This is a genomic window from Noviherbaspirillum sedimenti (genome assembly GCF_003590835.1).
GTDB classification, from domain to species: Bacteria; Pseudomonadota; Gammaproteobacteria; order Burkholderiales; family Burkholderiaceae_D; genus Paucimonas; species Paucimonas sedimenti.
Window position 1 is genome coordinate 2682331 of record NZ_QYUQ01000002.1, and the last position, 20018, is coordinate 2702348.

The 20018-nt window shown below is 59.6% G+C and carries 23 protein-coding genes and 1 tRNA gene; 12 read left to right on the forward strand and 12 right to left on the reverse strand.

Annotation, left to right across the window (positions count from 1 at the left end):
* The first annotated feature begins 9 nt into the window (after positions 1-9).
* From D3878_RS12475 to D3878_RS12505, 7 genes are all read left to right on the forward strand, one after another.
* Complete coding sequence (locus tag D3878_RS12475; protein WP_119785795.1) at positions 10-720, forward strand: fumarylacetoacetate hydrolase family protein; 711 nt, start codon at positions 10-12, stop codon at positions 718-720.
* 22 nt (positions 721-742) lie between these two features.
* Positions 743-1948, forward strand: a complete 1206-nt coding sequence (locus tag D3878_RS12480; protein ID WP_119785796.1) for a 3-hydroxybenzoate 6-monooxygenase — start codon at positions 743-745, stop codon at positions 1946-1948.
* A gap of 13 nt (positions 1949-1961) precedes the next feature.
* The gene (gene maiA / locus D3878_RS12485; protein ID WP_199688156.1) at positions 1962-2600 is read left to right on the forward strand and encodes a maleylacetoacetate isomerase; all 639 of its coding nucleotides are present in this window, start codon (positions 1962-1964) and stop codon (positions 2598-2600) included.
* A 257-nt stretch (positions 2601-2857) separates the two neighbouring features.
* Entirely contained in the window at positions 2858-5200 is a 2343-nt protein-coding gene (locus D3878_RS12490) for a Tex family protein (RefSeq protein ID WP_119787868.1), read from the forward strand.
* A 57-nt stretch (positions 5201-5257) separates the two neighbouring features.
* Positions 5258-5569, forward strand: coding sequence for a Grx4 family monothiol glutaredoxin (grxD, locus tag D3878_RS12495; protein ID WP_119785798.1), 312 nt, complete (start codon positions 5258-5260; stop codon positions 5567-5569).
* Between the two features lies 1 nt (position 5570).
* Complete coding sequence (locus D3878_RS12500) at positions 5571-6176, forward strand: UbiX family flavin prenyltransferase (RefSeq protein WP_119785799.1); 606 nt, start codon at positions 5571-5573, stop codon at positions 6174-6176.
* Between the two features lie 26 nt (positions 6177-6202).
* The gene (locus D3878_RS12505; RefSeq protein ID WP_119785800.1) at positions 6203-6595 is read left to right on the forward strand and encodes a hypothetical protein; all 393 of its coding nucleotides are present in this window, start codon (positions 6203-6205) and stop codon (positions 6593-6595) included.
* On the opposite strand, the gene D3878_RS12510 is transcribed toward D3878_RS12505, so the two are convergent.
* The gene (locus D3878_RS12510) at positions 6579-8075 is read right to left on the reverse strand and encodes a phospholipase D-like domain-containing protein (RefSeq protein ID WP_199688157.1); all 1497 of its coding nucleotides are present in this window, start codon (positions 8073-8075) and stop codon (positions 6579-6581) included. The genes D3878_RS12505 and D3878_RS12510 overlap by 17 nt on opposite strands.
* 390 nt (positions 8076-8465) lie before the next feature.
* On the opposite strand from D3878_RS12510, the gene D3878_RS12515 reads away from it, so the two are divergent.
* Both D3878_RS12515 and D3878_RS12520 read left to right on the forward strand, forming a co-directional pair.
* Complete coding sequence (locus D3878_RS12515) at positions 8466-9488, forward strand: IS110 family RNA-guided transposase (RefSeq protein ID WP_119785801.1); 1023 nt, start codon at positions 8466-8468, stop codon at positions 9486-9488.
* Between the two features lie 282 nt (positions 9489-9770).
* The gene (locus D3878_RS12520; protein WP_119785802.1) at positions 9771-10379 is read left to right on the forward strand and encodes a PEP-CTERM sorting domain-containing protein; all 609 of its coding nucleotides are present in this window, start codon (positions 9771-9773) and stop codon (positions 10377-10379) included.
* Positions 10380-10503: 124 nt separating this feature from the next.
* On the opposite strand, the gene D3878_RS12525 is transcribed toward D3878_RS12520, so the two are convergent.
* The 6 genes from D3878_RS12525 to petA all read right to left on the reverse strand — a co-directional run bounded on the left by D3878_RS12525 (position 10504) and on the right by petA (position 14598).
* Positions 10504-10579, reverse strand: a tRNA-Thr gene (locus D3878_RS12525).
* 29 nt (positions 10580-10608) lie between these two features.
* Complete coding sequence (locus D3878_RS12530; protein ID WP_119785803.1) at positions 10609-11100, reverse strand: ClpXP protease specificity-enhancing factor; 492 nt, start codon at positions 11098-11100, stop codon at positions 10609-10611.
* 2 nt (positions 11101-11102) lie between these two features.
* A complete protein-coding gene (locus tag D3878_RS12535) occupies positions 11103-11714 on the reverse strand; it encodes a glutathione S-transferase N-terminal domain-containing protein (protein ID WP_119785804.1) in 612 nt (203 codons plus the stop codon).
* A gap of 80 nt (positions 11715-11794) precedes the next feature.
* Positions 11795-12559, reverse strand: coding sequence for a cytochrome c1 (locus D3878_RS12540; RefSeq protein WP_119785805.1), 765 nt, complete (start codon positions 12557-12559; stop codon positions 11795-11797).
* 18 nt (positions 12560-12577) lie between these two features.
* Entirely contained in the window at positions 12578-13984 is a 1407-nt protein-coding gene (locus D3878_RS12545) for a cytochrome b (protein WP_119785806.1), read from the reverse strand.
* On the reverse strand, positions 13984-14598 hold the full coding sequence (gene petA, locus D3878_RS12550; RefSeq protein WP_119785807.1) for a ubiquinol-cytochrome c reductase iron-sulfur subunit: 615 nt from the start codon (positions 14596-14598) through the stop codon (positions 13984-13986). Before petA ends, D3878_RS12545 begins: the two co-directional genes overlap by 1 nt.
* A 271-nt stretch (positions 14599-14869) precedes the next feature.
* On the opposite strand from petA, the gene mscL reads away from it, so the two are divergent.
* The gene (mscL, locus tag D3878_RS12555) at positions 14870-15280 is read left to right on the forward strand and encodes a large conductance mechanosensitive channel protein MscL (RefSeq protein WP_119785808.1); all 411 of its coding nucleotides are present in this window, start codon (positions 14870-14872) and stop codon (positions 15278-15280) included.
* 34 nt (positions 15281-15314) lie between these two features.
* On the opposite strand, the gene D3878_RS12560 is transcribed toward mscL, so the two are convergent.
* Positions 15315-16079, reverse strand: a complete 765-nt coding sequence (locus D3878_RS12560; RefSeq protein WP_119785809.1) for a Nif3-like dinuclear metal center hexameric protein — start codon at positions 16077-16079, stop codon at positions 15315-15317.
* A gap of 14 nt (positions 16080-16093) precedes the next feature.
* Between D3878_RS12560 and D3878_RS12565 the strand changes: the two genes are divergently transcribed.
* Positions 16094-17266, forward strand: coding sequence for a Do family serine endopeptidase (locus D3878_RS12565; RefSeq protein WP_119785810.1), 1173 nt, complete (start codon positions 16094-16096; stop codon positions 17264-17266).
* 20 nt (positions 17267-17286) lie between these two features.
* Positions 17287-17964 carry a DUF2461 domain-containing protein gene (locus tag D3878_RS12570; RefSeq protein ID WP_119785811.1) on the forward strand — a complete coding sequence of 226 codons (678 nt, stop codon included), beginning with the start codon at positions 17287-17289 and terminating at the stop codon, positions 17962-17964.
* Positions 17965-18028: 64 nt separating this feature from the next.
* Here D3878_RS12570 and tatC read toward each other — a convergent pair whose 3' ends face one another.
* Genes tatC through D3878_RS12590 form a run of 4 tightly spaced genes read right to left on the reverse strand, consistent with a single transcriptional unit; the run spans position 18029 to position 20010 of the window.
* On the reverse strand, positions 18029-18793 hold the full coding sequence (gene tatC, locus D3878_RS12575; RefSeq protein WP_119785812.1) for a twin-arginine translocase subunit TatC: 765 nt from the start codon (positions 18791-18793) through the stop codon (positions 18029-18031).
* Between the two features lie 30 nt (positions 18794-18823).
* Positions 18824-19321, reverse strand: coding sequence for a Sec-independent protein translocase protein TatB (gene tatB / locus D3878_RS12580; RefSeq protein ID WP_119785813.1), 498 nt, complete (start codon positions 19319-19321; stop codon positions 18824-18826).
* 41 nt (positions 19322-19362) lie between these two features.
* A complete protein-coding gene (gene tatA / locus D3878_RS12585) occupies positions 19363-19584 on the reverse strand; it encodes a Sec-independent protein translocase subunit TatA (protein WP_119785814.1) in 222 nt (73 codons plus the stop codon).
* Positions 19585-19638: 54 nt separating this feature from the next.
* Positions 19639-20010 carry a histidine triad nucleotide-binding protein gene (locus D3878_RS12590; protein WP_119787870.1) on the reverse strand — a complete coding sequence of 124 codons (372 nt, stop codon included), beginning with the start codon at positions 20008-20010 and terminating at the stop codon, positions 19639-19641.
* Between the last annotated feature and the right edge of the window lie 8 nt (positions 20011-20018).

Genomic DNA, 20018 nt, shown 5'->3' on the forward strand with positions numbered 1-20018 from the left:
ACAAACATCATGTCAGATACCAAATACGTCTTCAGCCCGGAACCGGTTTATTCCCTGCCGATCAAGGGCAGCGATGCGCGCTTCCCGGTCAAGCGGATCTTTTGCGTCGGCCGCAACTACCATGCGCACGCGGTCGAGATGAATCGCCCGGTGGACAAATCGACTTCCCGTCCGTTCTATTTCACGAAAGCCAACTCTACGCTGGTGGATTCCGGCGCCACCGTGGCTTATCCGGCAGGCACCCAGAACTACCACTATGAGATGGAGCTCGTAGTCGCCATTGGCGCCCCGGCCTTCCGTCTGGACCCGGCCGACGCGGCGAAAGTCATCTACGGCTACGCTGCAGGTCTCGACATGACCCGCCGCGACCTGCAACTGGTGGCGCGCGACCAGGGTCGTCCCTGGGATCTCGGCAAGGATTTCGAGAAGTCCGCCGTGTGCAGCGAAATCGTCCCCGTCGGTGACCTCGGCGTGTTGCAGCAAGGCGCCATCACGCTCGCCGTCAATGGCGAAGCCAAGCAAAGCTCGGATATCAACCAGCTCATCTGGGACATCCCCGAATTGCTGGCCGACCTGACGCAGTTCTATCATCTCGAACCCGGCGACCTGATTTACACCGGCACACCGGAAGGCGTCGGCGCGGTGAAGCCGGGCGACCGCATCACCGGTCATGTGGATCAGGTGGGCGACATTTCCCTGACCATCGGCCAGCCGGAATAAAGACATACGCAGGAGACATGAAATGACTGAGCAAGCTGAAAAACTTCCCGTAATCGTCGCCGGCGGCGGCATTGGCGGCGTGGCGGCGGCACTGGCCCTGGTACGCCGCGGCTTTAACGTGAAGGTGCTGGAACAGGCATCGCAATTTGGCGAAATCGGCGCCGGCATCCAGCTCGGGCCGAATGCCTTCCACGCCTTCGACGCCCTCGGTGTCGGCGACAAGGCACGCAGCCGCGCCGTGTTCACCGACTACATGGTCATGCATGACGCCATCGACGAATACGAGGTCGGCCGCATTCCGACGGGCGAGGCATTCCGCAAGCGCTTCGGCAATCCCTATGCGGTGATCCACCGCGTCGATGTGCATCAGTCCCTGCTCGAAGGCGCGCAGGAATCCGGCCACGTCGAGCTCATTACCTCGACACACATCGAACGCATCGAGCAGGATGAAAACAGCGTCACCGTATACGACCAGCACGGCAAGGCCCATCGCGGCATCGCCCTGATCGGCGCCGACGGCGTGCGCTCAGTGGTGCGCCAGCAGTATGTCGGCGACCCCGCGCGCGTGACCGGCCATGTGGTCTATCGCGCCGTGGTCGACAAGAAGGACTTTCCCGCGGACCTGCGCTGGAACGCCGCCAGCATCTGGGTTGGTCCGAACTGCCACCTGGTGCACTATCCCTTGCGCGGCGGCGAACAGTACAACGTGGTGGTCACCTTTCACAGCCGGCAGAAGGAAGAATGGGGCGTCACCGACGGCAGCCCGGAAGAGGTGCAGAGCTATTTCAAGGACATTTGTCCGAAAGCGCGCCAGCTGATCGAGCTGCCCAAGAGCTGGAAACGCTGGGCTACCGCAGACCGCGAACCGATTGCACAATGGACTTTCGGACGTGCCACGCTACTGGGCGATGCCGCTCACCCGACCACGCAATACATGGCGCAGGGTGCCTGCATGGCGCTCGAAGATGCCGTTACGCTGGGCGAAGCGCTGCGCGTGCATGACAACGATATCGCCAAAGCGTTCGACCTGTACCAGCGTTCGCGTGTTGCCCGCACCGCGCGCATCGTGCTGTCGTCGCGCGAAATGGGCCGTATCTACCATGCCAGCGGCGTCGAGCGGCTGATACGCAACGACTTGTGGAAAGGCCGCACGCCGGAGCGTTTCTACGATGCCATGGAATGGCTGTACGGCTGGAACGTGAATAACTGCCTGGCTGCCGAAAAATAAGGTCAAAAAAATCATGAAGCTCTACAATTTTTTCCGCAGCGGCACCTCGCACCGCCTGCGCATCGCGTTGAATCTCAAGGGCCTGTCCTACGAGTATGTCGCGGTGGACCTGCGCACCGAGGAGCACCTCGGCGATGCCTTCAAGGCGCTCAATCCGCAAGGCCTGGTGCCGGCGCTGGTCGAAGGCGACAAGGTGTTGACGCAGTCGCCCGCCATCATCGAATGGCTGGAGGAACGCTATCCGGGGCAGCCATTGCTGCCGTCTGCCCCGGACGAGCGGGCGCGGGTGCGCGCGATGGCGGCACTGGTCGGCTGCGACATCCATCCGATCAACAACCGCCGCATCCTGGAATACCTGCGCAAGCAACTCGGCTGCGACGAAGCTGCCGTGCAGGCATGGTGCGCCACCTGGATCGAGGCCGGCTTTGCCGCGCTGGAGCAGCAACTGGCAGCCGACAAGACCCGCGGCCGCTTCTGCTTCGGCGATACGCCCGGCCTGGCCGACGTTTACCTGGTACCGCAGGTCGAGAGCGCACACCGATTCAAGGTCGACATGACGCCGTACCCAACGATCGTCGCGATCGACGGTGCCTGCGCCGAACTCGACGCATTCAGCCGCGCGGCGCCTGCAGCGCAGCCAGATGCAAAATGAAGGACGCAGGATGAATCGATGATGTAACGAGGCGGAAGCCCGGGGCCAAATTGCCCAAAGCCTCCTTCCCAAGACCAACTTCTCCGGTCTTTGTTTGCCTGGATGCGCATCAAATGCGCTTCCAGGCTTTTTAATGCGCTTTCAATTGCCACGATCACAACATCCGTGGCAAACCCTCACTATCCTCAATGTCAAGACTGGCGCAATCGCATGGATTGCGTATCATGTCCGGCTTGTTTTCCTCATTTTGTCACCACATGCTGCCCTCGATCGAACAACGCCTTGCCCTCGAACTCGCCGCCAAGCCGGCCCAGGTTGCCGCCGCCGTCGCCCTGCTGGACGAAGGCGCCACCGTGCCCTTCATCGCCCGCTACCGCAAGGAAGCCACAGGCGGGCTGGACGATATCCAGTTGCGCCTGCTGGAAGAGCGCCTGCGCTACCTGCGCGAACTGGAAGACCGCCGCGCCGCGGTAATCGCCTCGATCGAAGAACAGGGCAAGATGACGCCCGCCTTGCTGGACGCAATCACCCACGCCGAGGACAAGACCAGGCTGGAAGACCTGTACCTGCCCTACAAGCAAAAGCGCCGCACCAAGGCCCAGATCGCCGCCGAAGCCGGCCTGACGGAATTGGCCGACGCCCTGCTGGCCGATCCGTCCCTGAATCCGGAGGAAGAAGCCGCCAAATACCTCAAGCCGGCATTTACCACGCCCAATGGCGACAACCCCGGCGTGGCCGACGCCAAGGCGGCGCTGGATGGCGCACGGCAGATCCTGATGGAGCGTTTTGCCGAAGATGCAGCACTGCTGCAATCGCTGCGCGAGTACCTGACCGAGCATGGCGTGGTCGAATCGAAAGTCGTGGAAGGCAAACAGGAAGCCGGCGAAAAATTCGCCGATTACTTCGATTATTCGGAAACAATCGGCACCATCCCCTCGCACCGCGCGCTGGCGCTGTTCCGCGGCAGGCGCGAGGAAATGCTGAACGTGGCCTTGCGCCTGGATAGCGAAGAAGAAAAACCGAAATGGGATGCGCCGCACAATCCCTGCGAGGCGCGCATCGCGCAAGCCTTCGGCGTGCGCAACCAGGGCCGTGCCGCGGACAAATGGCTAGCGGACACCGTGCGCTGGGCCTGGCGCGTGAAGGTCTTCATGCATCTGGAAACCGAGCTGATGACGCGCCTGCGCGAACAGTCGGAAACCGAGGCGATCAACGTCTTCGCGCGCAACCTCAAGGATTTGCTGCTGGCCGCGCCCGCCGGCCCGCGCGCCACCATGGGCCTGGACCCGGGCTTGCGCACCGGCGTGAAAGTTGCGGTGGTCGATGCAACCGGCAAGGTCGTCGATATCGCTACGATCTATCCGCACCAGCCGCGCAACGACTGGCATGGTGCGCTGCACACGCTGTCGCAACTCGCTGAAAAACACAAGGTGGCGCTGATCTCGATCGGCAACGGCACCGCCTCGCGCGAAACCGACAAGCTGGCGCAAGACTTGATCAAGCTGCGCCCGGAGCTGAAACTCACCAAGATCGTGGTGTCCGAAGCCGGCGCCTCGGTGTATTCGGCATCGGAGTTCGCCTCGAAGGAATTGCCGGAGCTGGATGTCTCCATCCGCGGCGCGGTCTCGATCGCGCGACGCCTGCAAGACCCGCTGGCCGAACTCGTGAAAATCGATCCGAAATCGATTGGCGTGGGCCAATACCAGCACGACGTCAGCCAGTCGCAGCTTGCGCGTTCGCTTGACGCCGTGGTGGAGGATTGCGTCAATGCCGTCGGCGTCGATGTGAATACCGCCTCGGCGCCGCTGCTGGCGCGCGTGTCCGGCTTGAGCAGCAGCGTGGCGCAAAGCATCGTCAGCTATCGCGACATGAAAGGCGTGTTCGCCTCGCGCGCCGACTTGCGCAACGTGCCGCGCCTGGGCGACAAGACTTTCGAGCAAGCCGCCGGTTTCTTGCGCGTCATGAGCGGCGACAACCCGCTGGACGCCTCGGCGGTGCACCCGGAATCCTACCCGCTGGTCGAGAAAATCCTGGCCGACATCAAGAAGGATGTGAAAAGCGTGATCGGCGAAGCCGGCTTGCTGAAATCCATCCAGCCGGCCAAATACGCCGACGACAAGTTCGGCGTGCCGACCATCACTGACATCCTGAAGGAACTGGAAAAACCCGGGCGCGACCCGCGCCCGGAATTCACCACCGCCACCTTCAAGGACGGCGTCGAGGAAATCCGCGATTTGCGTCCGGACATGATCCTTGAAGGCGTGGTGACTAACGTCGCAGCATTCGGCGCCTTCGTCGATATCGGCGTGCACCAGGATGGCCTGGTGCATATCTCGGCCTTGTCCAACACGTTCGTCAAAGACCCACATACGGTGGTCAAAGCCGGCCAGGTGGTAAAGGTGAAGGTGCTGGAAGTCGATGAAAAGCGCAAACGCATCGCCCTGACCATGCGCCTGTCGGACGCGCCACCGCAGCCTGGCGCCAAGCCGGCCCAGCGCGGCGACCGCAACGACGCCAAGCGCCTGGCGCAGCACCAGAACGTGCGCGAACCGGCCGGCAACAGTGCGATGGCGGCGGCTTTCGCCAAGCTGAAATCGTAAACTGCAGCGCAGCCCGGATACTTTTATAATGGCAGGATCAACTTTAATGAGGCAGCCATGAGCGACGTACAAACCTGGATCAAAGACACCGTAACCCAGCACCCGGTGGTGCTGTTCATGAAAGGCACGGCGCAATTCCCGCAATGCGGTTTTTCCAGCAAAGCAGTGCAATTGCTGAAAGCCGCCGGCGCCACCGACATCGTTACCATCAACGTGCTGGAAAACCCGGAAGTGCGCCAGGGTATCAAGGACTTCTCCAACTGGCCGACCATCCCGCAGCTCTACGTCAAGGGCGAATTCATCGGCGGCTCGGACATCATGAACGAAATGTTCGAGTCCGGCGAGCTGAAGACCCTGCTGCAGGACTGACGTGTCCGGACCAGCCGGCGCAGGCAAACCGCGGCGGCTGATCGTCGCCATCACCGGCGCCACTGGCGCCGTGTATGGCGTGCGCCTGCTGCAGATCCTGCGCAGCATGCCGGGCCTGGAAACCCACCTGCTGGTATCCGAAGCCGGCGTGCTGAACATCCACCAGGAGCTGGATCTGAGGCGCAAGGATGTCGAAGCGCTGGCGGACGTGGTCCATAACGTGCGCGACGTCGGCGCAGCCATTGCCAGCGGCTCGTTCCAGTCGGATGGCATGGTGGTCGCCCCCTGCTCCATGAAGTCCCTGGCAGCGATCGCCCATGGTTTGTCCGACAACCTGATCACGCGCGCCGCCGACGTGGTCCTGAAGGAGCGCCGCCGGCTGGTACTGATGGTGCGCGAGACCCCCTTCAACCTGGCGCATCTGCGCAACATGACCGCCGTCACCGAAATGGGCGGCATCATCTTTCCGCCGCTGCCGGGTTTTTATCACAAGCCGCAAAGCATCGAAGAGATGGTGGACCATACGCTGGGCCGGGTGCTGGATTTGTTTATGATCGAACATGCGCTGGCACCGCGCTGGCAAGGACTGCGCGGCGGCGAAGCCTGAGCGCGGCAAACTCAAAAAACGGGATTATGGCGGATAAAAAATACAGCGCCTGGCTGGCCAGGATAGACAAGCGCGAAACGGCATCCAGCATGGCGCGCGAATGTGCGATTGCCATGCTGTTCTGGGCGGCGGTGCAGGCAGCGTTTTCCTTCAAGTATGGCAATTCGCTGCTGATTCATGCCGCCATCCTGGCGGTAGGTGGGCTGTGTCTGCTGCGCTGGAAAAGCCGGGCGGCGGCGCTTGCGCTATTGCTGTATGCGCTGGCTGGCGCCGGCATCACCCTGGCCATCCGATCTGGCGTGGCGCTGGAAGGTGGAGAAAATCTCGCGCTGGCCCTCTTGATCCTGTGGACCGCATGGAAGGCGGTCGAAGCGACGTTCAGGCTGCGCGGACGATTCGCGTTTACAGCAAAGGCTTGATCGGCAGGTTTTGCCAGAGGCGCACCTTGCTGCGCTTGGCCAGCGGGACATGCCGGTCGGGGTCATCGCTTGCCGCATTCCAGCTATTCCCCGGCGCCATATCGACTTCGATGGCCGCCTCCACTTTTCGCGCCACGCTCTCGTCATGAATGATGACGCCGGCTTCGGTATTGAGGTTCTGTGAACGGGGATCGAAGTTGTAGGTACCGACATAGACCCGGGCGCCGTCCACCACCATCGTCTTGGCATGCAGGCCGAACACGAGCTGTTTGTTTTTGGTTGCCTCGAACCTGTTCATCAGCGCCTGTTGCACTTGGGGATAGGGTTTGTACTCGAAAATTTCGAAACCCATTTTCAGAAGCTTCTTGCGCTGGTTGCGATAACCGCTGAAAGCCTGGATGTTGTCGGTCGATGCCAGTGAATTGGTGTTGATGCGAACCGTCACCCCGCGCGCGAGGATGCCTCTGAAAAGTTCGATGGCTTCATTGGACAACACCAGGTAGGGTGACTGGATGGTGATCCGGGTTTGCGCCTGCGCTGCCATTTCCGCCAGCGCCGAGGTGCTCAGGCCGCCGCCATCAAGCGAGAAGGTGTTGGCATTCTTGCCGGGCATGTCGCTGATGAACTCGACCCTGCTCCAGACAATCTGCCTGGCGATTTCGGCGAAGGCGGCCGGCGCAGCGGTGATTGCCTGCCGTACTTCAGGTGCGAAATTTTCCGGGGCTTGCGCATATGCGCCCAGCTCGCGGTAGATCGCCTGGACCTCGTCGCTATCGGCACTGACATTTTTTTGCATCAGGCCCAGGCCGTTGTACAAATCCTCGACCCTGGCGCTGAGCGGACTTTCCCAGAAGCGCTCGAAACTGGCCTGCATGGTCTTGACGGCGCTCCCCAGCAGCAAGACATCGCGGTCGCGAAAATTGAATTCGTGATTGTAATCGTAGTATTCGGCCGCCATGTTACGCCCGCCGGCCACGGCGATCTTTCCATCGACAATGAACGTCTTGTCGTGCATGCGCTGGTTAATGCCGCGAAAATCGGTAAGCGCATTGAAGGCGCGCCGCGCCAGGGTGACACCGACCGAATTTTTCGGATTGTAGATGCGGATATCGATATTCGGGTGATGCGCCAGCGCCAGCAGCGATTTGTCGGGCGCATTGATCAGCAAGTCATCGACGATCACGCGCACCTTCACGCCCCGCTCTGCCGCGCGCAACAGCGTTTCCGCCGCAAGGATGCCAATATTGTCAGTGCTCCAGATAAAGTACTGGACCTCGATCGATTCCTGCGCCTGCTCGACCAGCCAGGCACGGGTGATCAGCGCCTCGGTGCCGGTATCCAGCACGTGCACGCCGCTTTTGCCTTCCTGCCGGGCGATTTCGGCGGCGACCAGCTGCATCGGTGCAGCGTTCGTGGCATGTAGCCAACCCGGCGCGAGCAGCGACAGGCACAGTAGTGCGACGGCAGTCAGTCGTTTCAATTGGCAGTCTCCAAATTATTTTTGAAAATATTTTTGTGAAATCGGCGCAATGTAACACATTTGACAACAATGTCCGTCGCCGGCCCTGCTGCACAATAAAAAAGCCAGGCCGAACTGTCGAAATTTTTTACACCACTTCAAGCCATTTTTTCTATCTCATTGATTTTAATGGATATTATTTATCGGCATAAATCTTGCCTTAAGGAATCTTAGGTAGCATTCATTGCCAACTGAAAACTCAAAGGAAATGGAATGGACGCCTCCCCCCGCAAGGGTACCGATGAAGTGAGTCGGAGGGATAAGTAGAGAAGAGGGGTTCTCACAGCCCAACGGCATCAAATGTGCCAAAGTGGAAGTTCTGAACAAACCACTTGAGGGAGGAGAACCCAAATGAAGCATAGCGTATATGGCGTTGATGTGGCAAAGCGCGTGTTCCAAGTGCATTGCGTGGATATGGAGACGGGCGAAATCACCAGCAAGCAGATCAAGCGTGCTGGATTTTTGGAGCATTTCGTCAACCGTGCGCCGTGCCTGATTGGCATGGAAGCCTGCGGCGGTGCCCAGCATTGGGCAAGGCGGCTGATGGAGATGGGGCACCAGGTGAAGCTAATGCCAGGCAAAGCGGTCAAGGCATTCGTACACGGCAACAAGAACGACGTGGCTGATGCAAGGGCGATCTGGATGGCGGTGCAGCAGCCTGGCGTCAAGGCAGTTGCGGTCAAGACGGAGGCGCAACAGGCGGTACTGGCGCTGCATCGAATGCGGCAGCAACTGGTGAAGTTCCGCACGATGCAAAGCAACGGGTTGCGCGGCTTGCTGACGGAATACGGCGAAGTGATGGCGGTTGGCCGAGCTGCTTTGGACCGGGCCATGAGCGATGTACTGGCAAGATTGAGTGATCGATTGCCGGCGGTGTTGATCGACACATTGCGCGAGCAATGGGGAATGCTGGAAAAGCTCGACCAGCAGATCGCCGCGATCGAGCAGCGGCTGTCGGCGTGGCTGAAGCAAGACAAGGCATGCAAGACGATTGCCGAGATTCCCGGTGTCGGCTTGCTGACGGCAACGGCGGCGGTGGCGACGATGGGCGATGCCAAAGCATTCAAGTCGGGGCGCGAGTTCGCTGCCTGGCTCGGGCTGGCACCAGGCCAAACGGGTACGGGCGGCCGGGTGCGGCTTCTGGGGATCAGCAAGCGTGGCGACACGTACTTGCGCACGCTGCTGATTCACGGTGCCCGAGCGGTGCTCACGCATGCGAAGGAGCCAAGCGCGTGGGTGCAAGAGATCAGCAAGCGCCGGCCGCCGAATGTGGTGACGGTGGCGCTGGCCAACAAGATGGCACGGACGATCTGGGCGTTGTTGGCGCATGATCGGCAGTATGAAAGAAGTTATGTGAGCGTCAAGCCGGCGTGAGTCGGCTGACATTGAAATCAACCAGTTTGTAACAAAGGATGGGCACGTCGAAAGGTTGCGCAAGGTACAAAGTGTGATGGCAAACAGGTCAGACCGGGACTCACGAAGCCTGAATGATTTTCTGGGCTAACAGCCCGTCAAGGAAATGAGGCGTGGGTCAGCGGATTCCATTAAGGCCAGCAGGTTCGACCTGCAACAAGGCCGGATATAAAACTGCAGCCTAGCCTGTCCAACAGCACACGATGAATTCCTTGGCAAACGGGAGGCGTCCATATAATAATCATGGTCAGTACACGGGCATTAAAGCAGTTGATGTATGGTTTCGTTGCGTCGGCAATGATTTTCTCTTCAGCGGCCGCATCCGCCACTGTTCTGGACATGGAAGGCATCGCGCCCTCCTATGGCTTGAGTTACGAAAGCGGCACACAAACTTTCAATGGCTTTAATTTTTATACAAGCCACGGTCATTTTGTCGATTCCAATGTTTCATCTTATGCAGCCAACGGCACAGACTGGTATTTGCACGACAATAGTTCGGCCATCGTCATTACAAAGTTTGGTGGCGGCAGCTTTTCCGCACAATCGCTCGATGCGACCGAATGGCAAGGCGGTTACGGAACAAGCTTTTGGGTAACGGGTTATTTCAACGGCGGCGGGTCGGTGACGCAATCGTTCACTACCGACACAAACTCACAAGCGTTTCAGACGTTTTCGTTGCTATCTTCGTTCACCAATCTGACCCAGCTTAATATCACCAGCCAATACGGCAGCATAGGTTATGACAACATTACGCTGGACAGCGCCACCTCGGTTCCAGCACCAGCGCCGATTGCACTTCTCGGGCTTGGCCTTATCGGACTAGGCTTCAGCCGGCGTAACAGCAGAAAATAACAAGGCAGATATGCATTGCCTGGAAAGCCGCCCACCGAGGCGGCTTTTGCATTTTCAGCACCCGTGATGCTCTGTCGGAAAGCAAAAAGCCCAAGATTGCGGCTTGGGCTTTTTGCTTGAATCATGGTGCCGACTGCAGGACTTGAACCCGCCACCCCCTGATTACAAGTCAGGTGCTCTGCCAGATGAGCTAAGTCGGCAAAACTGAACGACGCCGTATTGTACTGGATTATTTGATGCGGGTCAGCGTCGGACGCCCACCTTTTTTCGGTGGTTCGTCATTCCCATCGGGCGCAGCGCCATCGGCCTTGTCGGCGCCCGGTGCCGGCACGGAAGTCAGGCCGGCAGGTTCGGGCCGCGATACCCCGTCGATCTGGTCTTCCAGTCCGGCGATTTCGCCGGCGGGGGGCTTGGCGACCTCAAAGGCCATGCCCTGGCCGTTCTCGCGCGCGTAGATTGCGATGACGTTATCCACGGGGATAACGAGATCGCGCGCGACGCCGCCGAAGCGGGCGTTAAAGTGAACGAAATCGTTATCCATCCGCAAGCCGCTGGTGGCGTCAAAGCTGATGTTCAAGACGATCTCGCCATTTTTCACGAACTGCATCGGCACGCGGGTGCGGCCGTCAACCATCACCGCCAGGTAAGGCGTGTAGCCATTGTCGGTGCACCATTCATAAATGGCACGCAACAGGTAGGGTTTGGTCGAAGTCTCGGACATGTTTAACGGCGCATCACTTTCTCGGACGGGGTCAGTGCCTCGATATAGGCCGGACGGGAAAAGATCCGCTCGGCATATTTCATCAACGGCGCTGCCGTCTTCGACAATTCGATGCCGTAATGGTCTAGGCGCCACAGCAGCGGCGCAATCGCCACGTCGAGCATGGAGAATTCATCGCCGAGCATGTACTTGTTCTTCAGGAACAAGGGCGCCAGTTCGGTCAGGCGGTCGCGGATTTCGGCGCGTGCCTTTTCCTGGGTTTTGTCCGTGGCTTTGGCCTTGTCGTTTTCCAGGGTGTGCACGTGAATGAACAATTCCTTTTCGAAATTGAACAGCATCAGGCGGGCACGGGCACGCATCAGCGGGTCAGCCGGCATCAGTTGCGGATGCGGGAAGCGCTCGTCGATGTATTCGTTGATGATATTCGACTCGTACAGGATCAGGTCGCGTTCGACCAGGATCGGCACCTGGCCGTAGGGATTCATCACCGAAATATCTTCCGGCTTGTTGAACAGGTCGACGTCGCGGACTTCGAAGTCCATGCCTTTCTCGAACAAGACGAGACGGCAACGCTGGGAAAATGGGCAGGTCGTGCCCGAATAGAGAACCATCATTTTTGTAGTTCCTTAGAAACAAAGGGGTGAGACGCGTGACGACTCACCCCGATTCAACCACCCTGTAGGGGGGCTTTAAATTATTTGACTTCTTTCCAGTAGGACCGGTTCAACAACCAGGCCAGTAATACCAGAATACCGAGGAACAGCAAGACCCAGACACCGAGACGGCGGCGGGTATCCTGCGCCGGTTCCGCAACCCAGGTCAGGAAGCCGACCAGGTCGGCGACCTGGTGATCGTATTCCAGGGAAGACAGTTTGCCGGCACGGACTTGCTCGAAGCCGGCGAACTGGTGGATCGTCTTGGTCGCATCGTGCGGGTCCTTGACGTCCTGGAACTTGGCGTTGCGCACACCCTGCAACTCCCACAAGGCATGTGGCATGCCGACGTTCGGGAACACCATGTTGTTCCAGCCGGTCGGACGGGTATCGTCCTTGTAGAAAGTGCGCAGGTAAGTATACAGCCAATCCGGGCCGCTGCCGTCGCCGGAGGCCCGGGCGCGGGCGATCACGGACAGATCCGGCGGCGTGGCGCCGAACCATTCCTTGGCATCCTTGGGCGCCATGGTCACGGTCATCAGGCTGCCCACCTTGTCCGAAGCGAACAGGAGGTTGTCCCTGATCTGCTCGTCGGAGAGGCCGATGTCGCGCATGCGGTTGTAGCGCATGCTGGCAGCGGCGTGGCAGTTCAGGCAATAGTTGACGAACAACTTGGCGCCATTTTGCAACGATGCCAGGTTGCGAGTATGGTCAGGGGCCGCTTCCAGCGGAAAGCCGCCGCCGGCTGCCATCGCCATGGCCGGCGCAAACGCCAGCGCTGCGAGTAGTTTTTTCAGCAATTTCATGTTTTTATCCTTTGCGGCTTAGTGCGGATGGAAAGTCACGCGCTTGGGCACTGGTTTGAACTGGCCCATCGCGCTCCACCACGGCATCAGCAGGAAGAAGCCGAAATAGATGAAGGTGCAGATCTGCGCCACCAGCGTACGGCCTGGCGTCGGCGGCAACACGCCAAGGTAGCCCAGCACCAGGAAGGCAATGCCGAACACCATGTACACATACTTGTGCCAGCTCGGACGATAGCGAATCGACTTGACCTGCGAATGGTCGAGCCATGGCAAGGCGGCCAGGATCATCACCGACACGCCCATCAGCACCACGCCCCAGAACTTCGGATCGAAGATGAACATGCCCACCAGCGCCACCAGGGCAACGACAGCGATCGCGCCCTTGATGGCGGAGGCCAGCTTGGTGCGCAACATGATCAGCACGACATAGGCGACCACGGCGATTTCCAGCGCATACATGAATTGCGTGGTGGTGGCGCGCAGGATCGAGTAGAACGGCGTGAAGTACCAGACCGGCGCGATATGCAGCGGGGTCTTCAGCGGATCGGCCGGGAGGAAGTTGTTGTACTCCAGGAAGTAGCCGCCCATTTCCGGCGCGAAGAACACCACCGCGCTGAAAATCAGCAGGAACACCGTCACGCCGAAGATATCGTGCACCGAGTAGTAAGGGTGCGACGGGATACCGTCGACCGGATGGCCATCTGGACCGAGGTTTTCCTTGATTTCGATGCCGTCCGGGTTGTTCGAGCCCACTTCATGCAGCGCGATCAGATGCGCCGCCACCAGGCCCAGCAGCACCAGCGGCACCGCGATGACGTGGAACGAGAAGAAACGGTTCAGGGTCGCATCCGACACCACGTAGTCACCGCGAATCCACAATGACAGGTCCGGGCCGATGAAGGGGATCGCGCCGAACAGGTTGACGATCACCTGGGCACCCCAGTAGGACATCTGGCCCCACGGCAGCAGGTAGCCCATGAAGGCTTCCGCCATCAGCACCAGGAAAATGCCGACGCCAAACAGCCAGATCAGTTCACGCGGCTTGCGGTAGGAACCGTACAAGAGGCCGCGCGTCATGTGCAGGTAGACCACGATGAAGAAGGCCGAGGCGCCGGTCGAGTGCATGTAGCGCACCAGCCAGCCCCAGGGCACATCGCGCATGATGTACTCGACCGAAGCGAAGGCCAGGTTGGCGTCCGGCTTGTAGTGCATCACCAGGAAAATGCCGGTGACGATCTGGATCACCAGCACCAGCATCGCCAGCGAGCCGAAGATGTACCAGAAGTTGAAGTTTTTCGGCGCGTAATACTTGCCCCACTGGTCATTCCACAACTTGGTCAGCGGGAAACGGGAGTCCACCCAGTTCAATGCCTTGGCGGCGGCGGGCGCGTCGGCCGGCAGTTTTTTTTCTACGAAAGCCATAATTATGCTTCCCCTTTCTCGTCCTGGCCGATCACCAGCTTGGTGTCGGAGAGGTACATGTGGCGCGGCACCTGCAGGTTGTCAGGGGCAGGAACGTTTTTGTAGACGCGACCGGCGGCATCGAAGAGCGAGCCGTGGCAGGGGCACAGGAAGCCGCCTTGCCAGTCGTCCGGCAGCGAGGGCTGCGGCCCCGCCTGCAGCTTGGTGGTCGGCGAACAGCCCAGGTGCGAGCAAATGCCGACCGCCACCAGGATATCCGCATGGTCATCGCGGGAACGGTGATCGTTGCGCGCATATTCGGGCGTCAGGTCATCCGGAGTACGTTTCGAATCGGGATCGGCCAGTTTGTCGGTCAGCTTGGGCAAGCCCGCCAGCATTTCCGGCGAACGCTTCAGGATCCACACCGGCTTGCCGCGCCATTCCACGGTTTTCAACTCGCCTGTCGCCAGGCCAGAAATATCCACTTCCACCGGCGCACCGGCGGCCTTAGCGCGCTCGGAAGGCTGAAAGGTGGACACAAAGGCTCCAGCCGTGGCCAGACCCGCCACGCCGCCCGCCGCACATGTGGCGACGAGCAAACCGCGCCGGCCTGAATCGACCTGCTTTTCGTTACTCATACCTACCCCGATTTTTAGTCAAATTGCGAAACTTGCACAAAACTTCTAGCAACATTAAATTATAACGGAGTCAGAAAGCCTTTCAAAGGGAATCCATGCCGAAAAGCTATTTTTCGGGAACTTTTCAATGGCCAAGCTCTCGCTACCCCAGGTATCTCATCGCTCATCAATTCTTTGTATTGATAATTTTTGATGCCGATCAATCGCATGAATTCCCTGACAAACCCGGTTAGAATAAGATGTATTTTTGCAATTAAAAAAAGGAACTGCCATGGGAATGATGAAGGAATTCAAGGAATTTGCCGTCAAAGGCAATGTCATGGATCTGGCAGTTGCGGTAATCATTGGCGCCGCCTTCGGCAAGATCGTCGACTCGGTCGTGCAGGATCTGATCATGCCGCTGGTCGGCAAAGTTTTCGGCGGCCTGGATTTTTCCAACTATTACCTCCCGCTGAACAACCAGGGGACCACGCTGGCGCTGGCGGAAGCAAAAAAGGCCGGGGCGGTACTTGCTTACGGCAACTTCCTGACCATTTTGCTCAATTTCCTGATCCTGGCATTCATCATTTTCCAGATGGTGCGCCTCATCAACAAGCTCAAGAAAGCCGAACCGGCGGTAGCGCCAGCCACCGCCGAAGAAGTGCTGTTGCTGCGGGAAATTCGCGACGCGCTGAAAAAATAAGCACCGCGCAATGCCCCCCCTGCCCCAGCCCGGCTTACACCGGGTTGGGGATGTCGATGAAATAGTGGGCGATGCCAAAGCGTTGCGCCAGGTGTTCTCCCAGTGCCTGCACGCCATAGCGTTCGGTAGCATGGTGGCCGCAGGCAAGGTACGCCACACCGGTTTCGCGCGCCAGATGCACGGTCGGCTCGGAAATCTCGCCGCTCAGGTAGGCAGTGGCGCCGGCGGCAATGGCATCGCCCAGCAAGTTCTGCGCGGCGCCGGTGCACCAGCCGATACGGCCGAGTGCTTGCGCGGGGTCACCAATGACTTGCGGCGCGCGCCCCAACGCGGCTTCGACCACGCCCGCCAGCGCGCCGACAGTATCCACGCCTGCTGCGGCGCGGCCCAGCCAGCCGAGATCGTCTTCGCCGAAACGGCCATCGGCTTGCAATCCCAGCCGGCTTGCCAGTTGGACGTTATTGCCCAGTTCAGGATGCATGTCCAGCGGCAGGTGGTAGGCGAACAGGTTGATCCCGTGCGCCAGCAGACTGCCGATGCGGCGTTGCTTGACGCCGACGATACGGGCATCCTCGCCGCGCCAGAAATAACCGTGGTGCACCAGGATGGCGTCGGCGCCGGTCTGGATCGCGGCCTCGATCAAGGCTTGGCTGGCGGTGACGCCGCTGACGATGGTGGCGATCCCGGCACGCCCTTCCACCTGCAAGCCGTTTGGGCAATAATCGCGGAAACGTGCGATATTTAGCGTTTGCGCCAAAAACGCATCGAGTTCATTCCTGTCCACTATCTGCTGTTCCATACTTCCTGCTTCCTATGCGACGTCATTGGTTATTGTTTGCGCAAACCGTTACCATCGGTTTGGCCATCTGGTTCATTGTAGCGAGCCTCAAGCCCGAATGGGCAGGCCGCATGCTGGGGGGCACCGAGAATGTGCGCCTGAACTGGTCGACCGTGCCGGTGCAGGAAGCGCCCGCAAATCTTGTCGCCATGCAGGGCTCCTATCGCGAGGCGGCCAAGCGGGCCATGCCCTCGGTGGTCAACATCTACACTTCCAAGGCTTCGCGCCAGCGCAACCCGATGCTGGACGACCCGAATTTCCGCCGGTTTTTTGGCGATCGCCTGGACGAGCAGGATGAAAAGCAATTCAGCCTTGGCTCCGGCGTCATCGTCAGCACCCAGGGCTATATCCTGACCAACAACCATGTGATTGAAGCGGCCGACGAGATCGAGGTGGCGCTGGCCGATGGCCGCAAGGCGGTGGGCAAAGTGGTCGGTGCCGATGCGGAAACCGATCTGGCGGTGATCAAGATCAATCTGGAAAACTTGCCGTCGATCACTCTGGGCCGGGTCGAACAATCGAAAGTCGGCGATGTGGTGCTGGCCATCGGCAACCCTTTTGGCGTTGGCCAGACCGTCACCATGGGCATCGTTTCGGCGCTGGGACGCAGCCACCTGGGCATCAACACCTTTGAAAACTTCATCCAGACGGATGCCGCCATCAATCCCGGCAATTCCGGCGGCGCCCTGATCGATGCCAACGGCAACCTGCTGGGTATCAATACCGCGATCTATTCGCGCTCGGGCGGCTCTCTGGGCATCGGCTTCGCCATCCCGGTCAGTACAGTGAAGACCGTGATGGATTCCATCATCAGCACCGGCCAGGTGGTGCGCGGCTGGATCGGCGTCGAGCCGCAGGATATTACGCCGGAACTCGCCGAAAGCTTTGGTCTGGGGCAAAAAACCGGCGCCATCATCGCCGGCGTGCTGCGCGACGGCCCGGCCGACCGCGCCGGCATGCGGCCGGGCGATATCCTGATTGCGGTGGATGGCCAGACTGTCAACGACACCACTGAAATGCTGAACCTGATCGCCCAGCTGCGGCCCGGCAAAACAGCCCGCATCACCGTCCTGCGCAAGCACCAGCAGGCCAGCCTGGATGTGGTGATCGGCAAGCGACCGCTGATCCGGCGCGAGCAACGGGAATAATCCAGAGGCAGAGGCGAACCATGCACGTACGCGAGCTGTCGCAGTTTCTGGCCGAACTGGCGGAAAACAACAACCGCGCCTGGTTCGTGATGAACAAGCCGCGCTACGATATCCTGCGCGCCGAATTCCTCGAACTGGTGACGCAACTGATCACCGACATTGCCAAATTCGATCCGGCGGTCGTCGCCTGCAATCCGAAAAAGGCCTTATTCCGGATCAACCACGACCTGCGCTTTGCACGCGACAAGAGCCCCTACAAGACCCACTTTGCCGCGGCGATCACCGCCAGCGGTTTGAAAAGGCCAAGCCAGGGTGGCGGGCCGGCATATTATTTTCATATCGATGCCGACGGCATGCTGCTGGTATCGGGTGGCGAATATCTGCCGCCGCCGGCTCGCTTGCGCGCAATTCGCCAGCAAATAATCGACGATGCCGCCGGCTTCGGCAAGCTGCTGAAGAACCGAAAACTCACGCAAGGCTTTGGCGGCTTGCAGGAAGAAGGCAAGCTGGCGCGCCCGCCCAAGGGCTTCGATGCCGATAGCCCGCACATCGAAGCGATCAAGCTGAAAAGTTTTATCGTGTGGAAGGAAACCAGCATCCGGAAGAATATCCCGGCGGATTTACAGAAAGAATTGCTGTCCGGGTTTCGTGATGCCTATCCGCTGGTGGCCTGGCTGCGGCAAGTGCCACAGGCCTGAGCAAGGGCTTCCCCGGCAGCGTTATCGGGTCGCTACCGCCGCCACCACCAGGCGCTTTCAGCTTTCAGGCCGTTTCTTCCGGCTTTTGCGTCATCCGCACGAACAGCGGCGCCACCAGCAAGCCCAGTTCAAACAGCAGGCACAGGGGAATCGCCAGGAACAACTGACTCATCACGTCGGGGGGCGTGACGATCGCTGCGATCACGAAGGCGCCGACGATCACATAGGGGCGAATGCTCTTGAGCTTTTCGACCGACACCAGGCCCATGCGCACCAGCACGATCACCACCACCGGCACTTCGAAAGTGAGACCGAAGGCCAGGCACATGGTCATGACGAAATCGAGATAGTTTTCAATATCCGGGGCGAAGGAAATTGACTGCGGCGCGAAGGTATAAATGAACTTAAAAACTTGGCCAAACACCAGGAAATAGCAGAACGCCACGCCGAACAGAAACAGCACGGAAGTGGAAATCACCAGCGGCGCCACCAGCCGCTTTTCATGCGCATACAATCCCGGAGCGACGAACGCCCAGGCCTGGTACAGCACCCACGGCAGCGCCACCATGAAGGCGGCCAGCAGGGTGATTTTCATCGGCACCAGGAAAGGCGTGATGACGCCGGTGGCGATCAGTTTCGAACCAGGCGGCAAGGCCGCAATCATGGGTTGTGCAAGGAAATCATAAATCGCCCCCGGCCCGGGCATGAGCATCAGGATGCCGAAGACGATCAGGATGCCGGCAGAGGCTTTCATGATGCGATTGCGCAACTCGAACAGGTGCGAGATGAACGAATCTTTGGCGGCGGCGAAATCTGGATCGTCAGTCATGGATTTGCTGCCGCAAGGCAGCCAGGTGCATCAGTGGAAAAAGGCGGAGGATTTGCCGCCGGCAGATGCTGGCCGATACTTCGCGACGCGCGCGGCAGCCGACACGACGCGCGTCCTGTGACCACTTTGCCGCTTGTACCAGGATGGAATGGCGGAAGAACGGAGTAGCTTTTTCTTGCGAAAATTCCTGGCTTTTTCCGCCAGGCGTTCCGGTGTCGGCGCGCCGAACGGGGAAACCTCCAGCGCGGCGTCGGCCGCCTCGCTCACGGCGGCATGGATGGTGCGCCCGGTTTCCTCGAGGTCTTGCTGGACCTCGCTGGCAGCGTCCCGCATTTCCTGCTGCATCTTGCGCAACTCGTCCAGTTCTATTTCACGGCCGACTTCGGCCTTGACCTGGCTCATGTAGCGCTGCGCGCGACCGAACAGGGTGCCGGCCAGGCGCGCCACCCGCGGCAGTTTCTCCGGGCCGATCACCACCAACGCCACCACGCCGATCAGGGCAATCTTGGTCAGTCCGATATCGATCATGGTTGGCGGCCGGCGTCAGGGGCGATGCTGCATCTCATCCATTAAACCTTGTTCTTTTCCCGTGCTTCAACGTCGATGGTGGCCTTGTCGGCAACTTGCGCCGCCGGCGCAGCGGGCTTGTCTTCCTCGCCCTTGACGCCATCCTTGAAACCCTTGACGGCCTTGCCCAGGTCGCCCCCCATATTTCCCAGTTTTTTCGTGCCGAAAATCAGCATGACGACCACCAGGACGATCAGCCAGTGCCAAATGCTCAATGAACCCATGTTGCTTCTCCTTGCGGAACGCCAGGCGTCCCAGTATCAAAAGTTTGTATCAGCTTAGCGCAAGCCGCGCCATGGACGCGGGCCACCCAGTACATGCAAATGCAGATGGTACACCTCCTGTCCGCCATCCGGGCCGATGTGGAACTGGGTACGAAAACCGCCCTGGCCGGGACCTTCGGCCGCCGGCGTGTAACCGCATCCCGCTTCCCGCGCCAGCTTCGGCGCCAGCAACATCATTTTACCCAACAATGCGGCATGGCTTTCATTGCACTCAGCCAGTGTAGCAACGTGATATTTCGGGATGATTAAAAAATGGACCGGCGCGGCAGGATTAATGTCATGAAACGCAATGACGTCGTCGTCTTCGTAAATCGTTTTCGACGGGATTTGTTTGGCTGCAATCTTGCAGAAAATACAGTTATCCAATGCGTTCT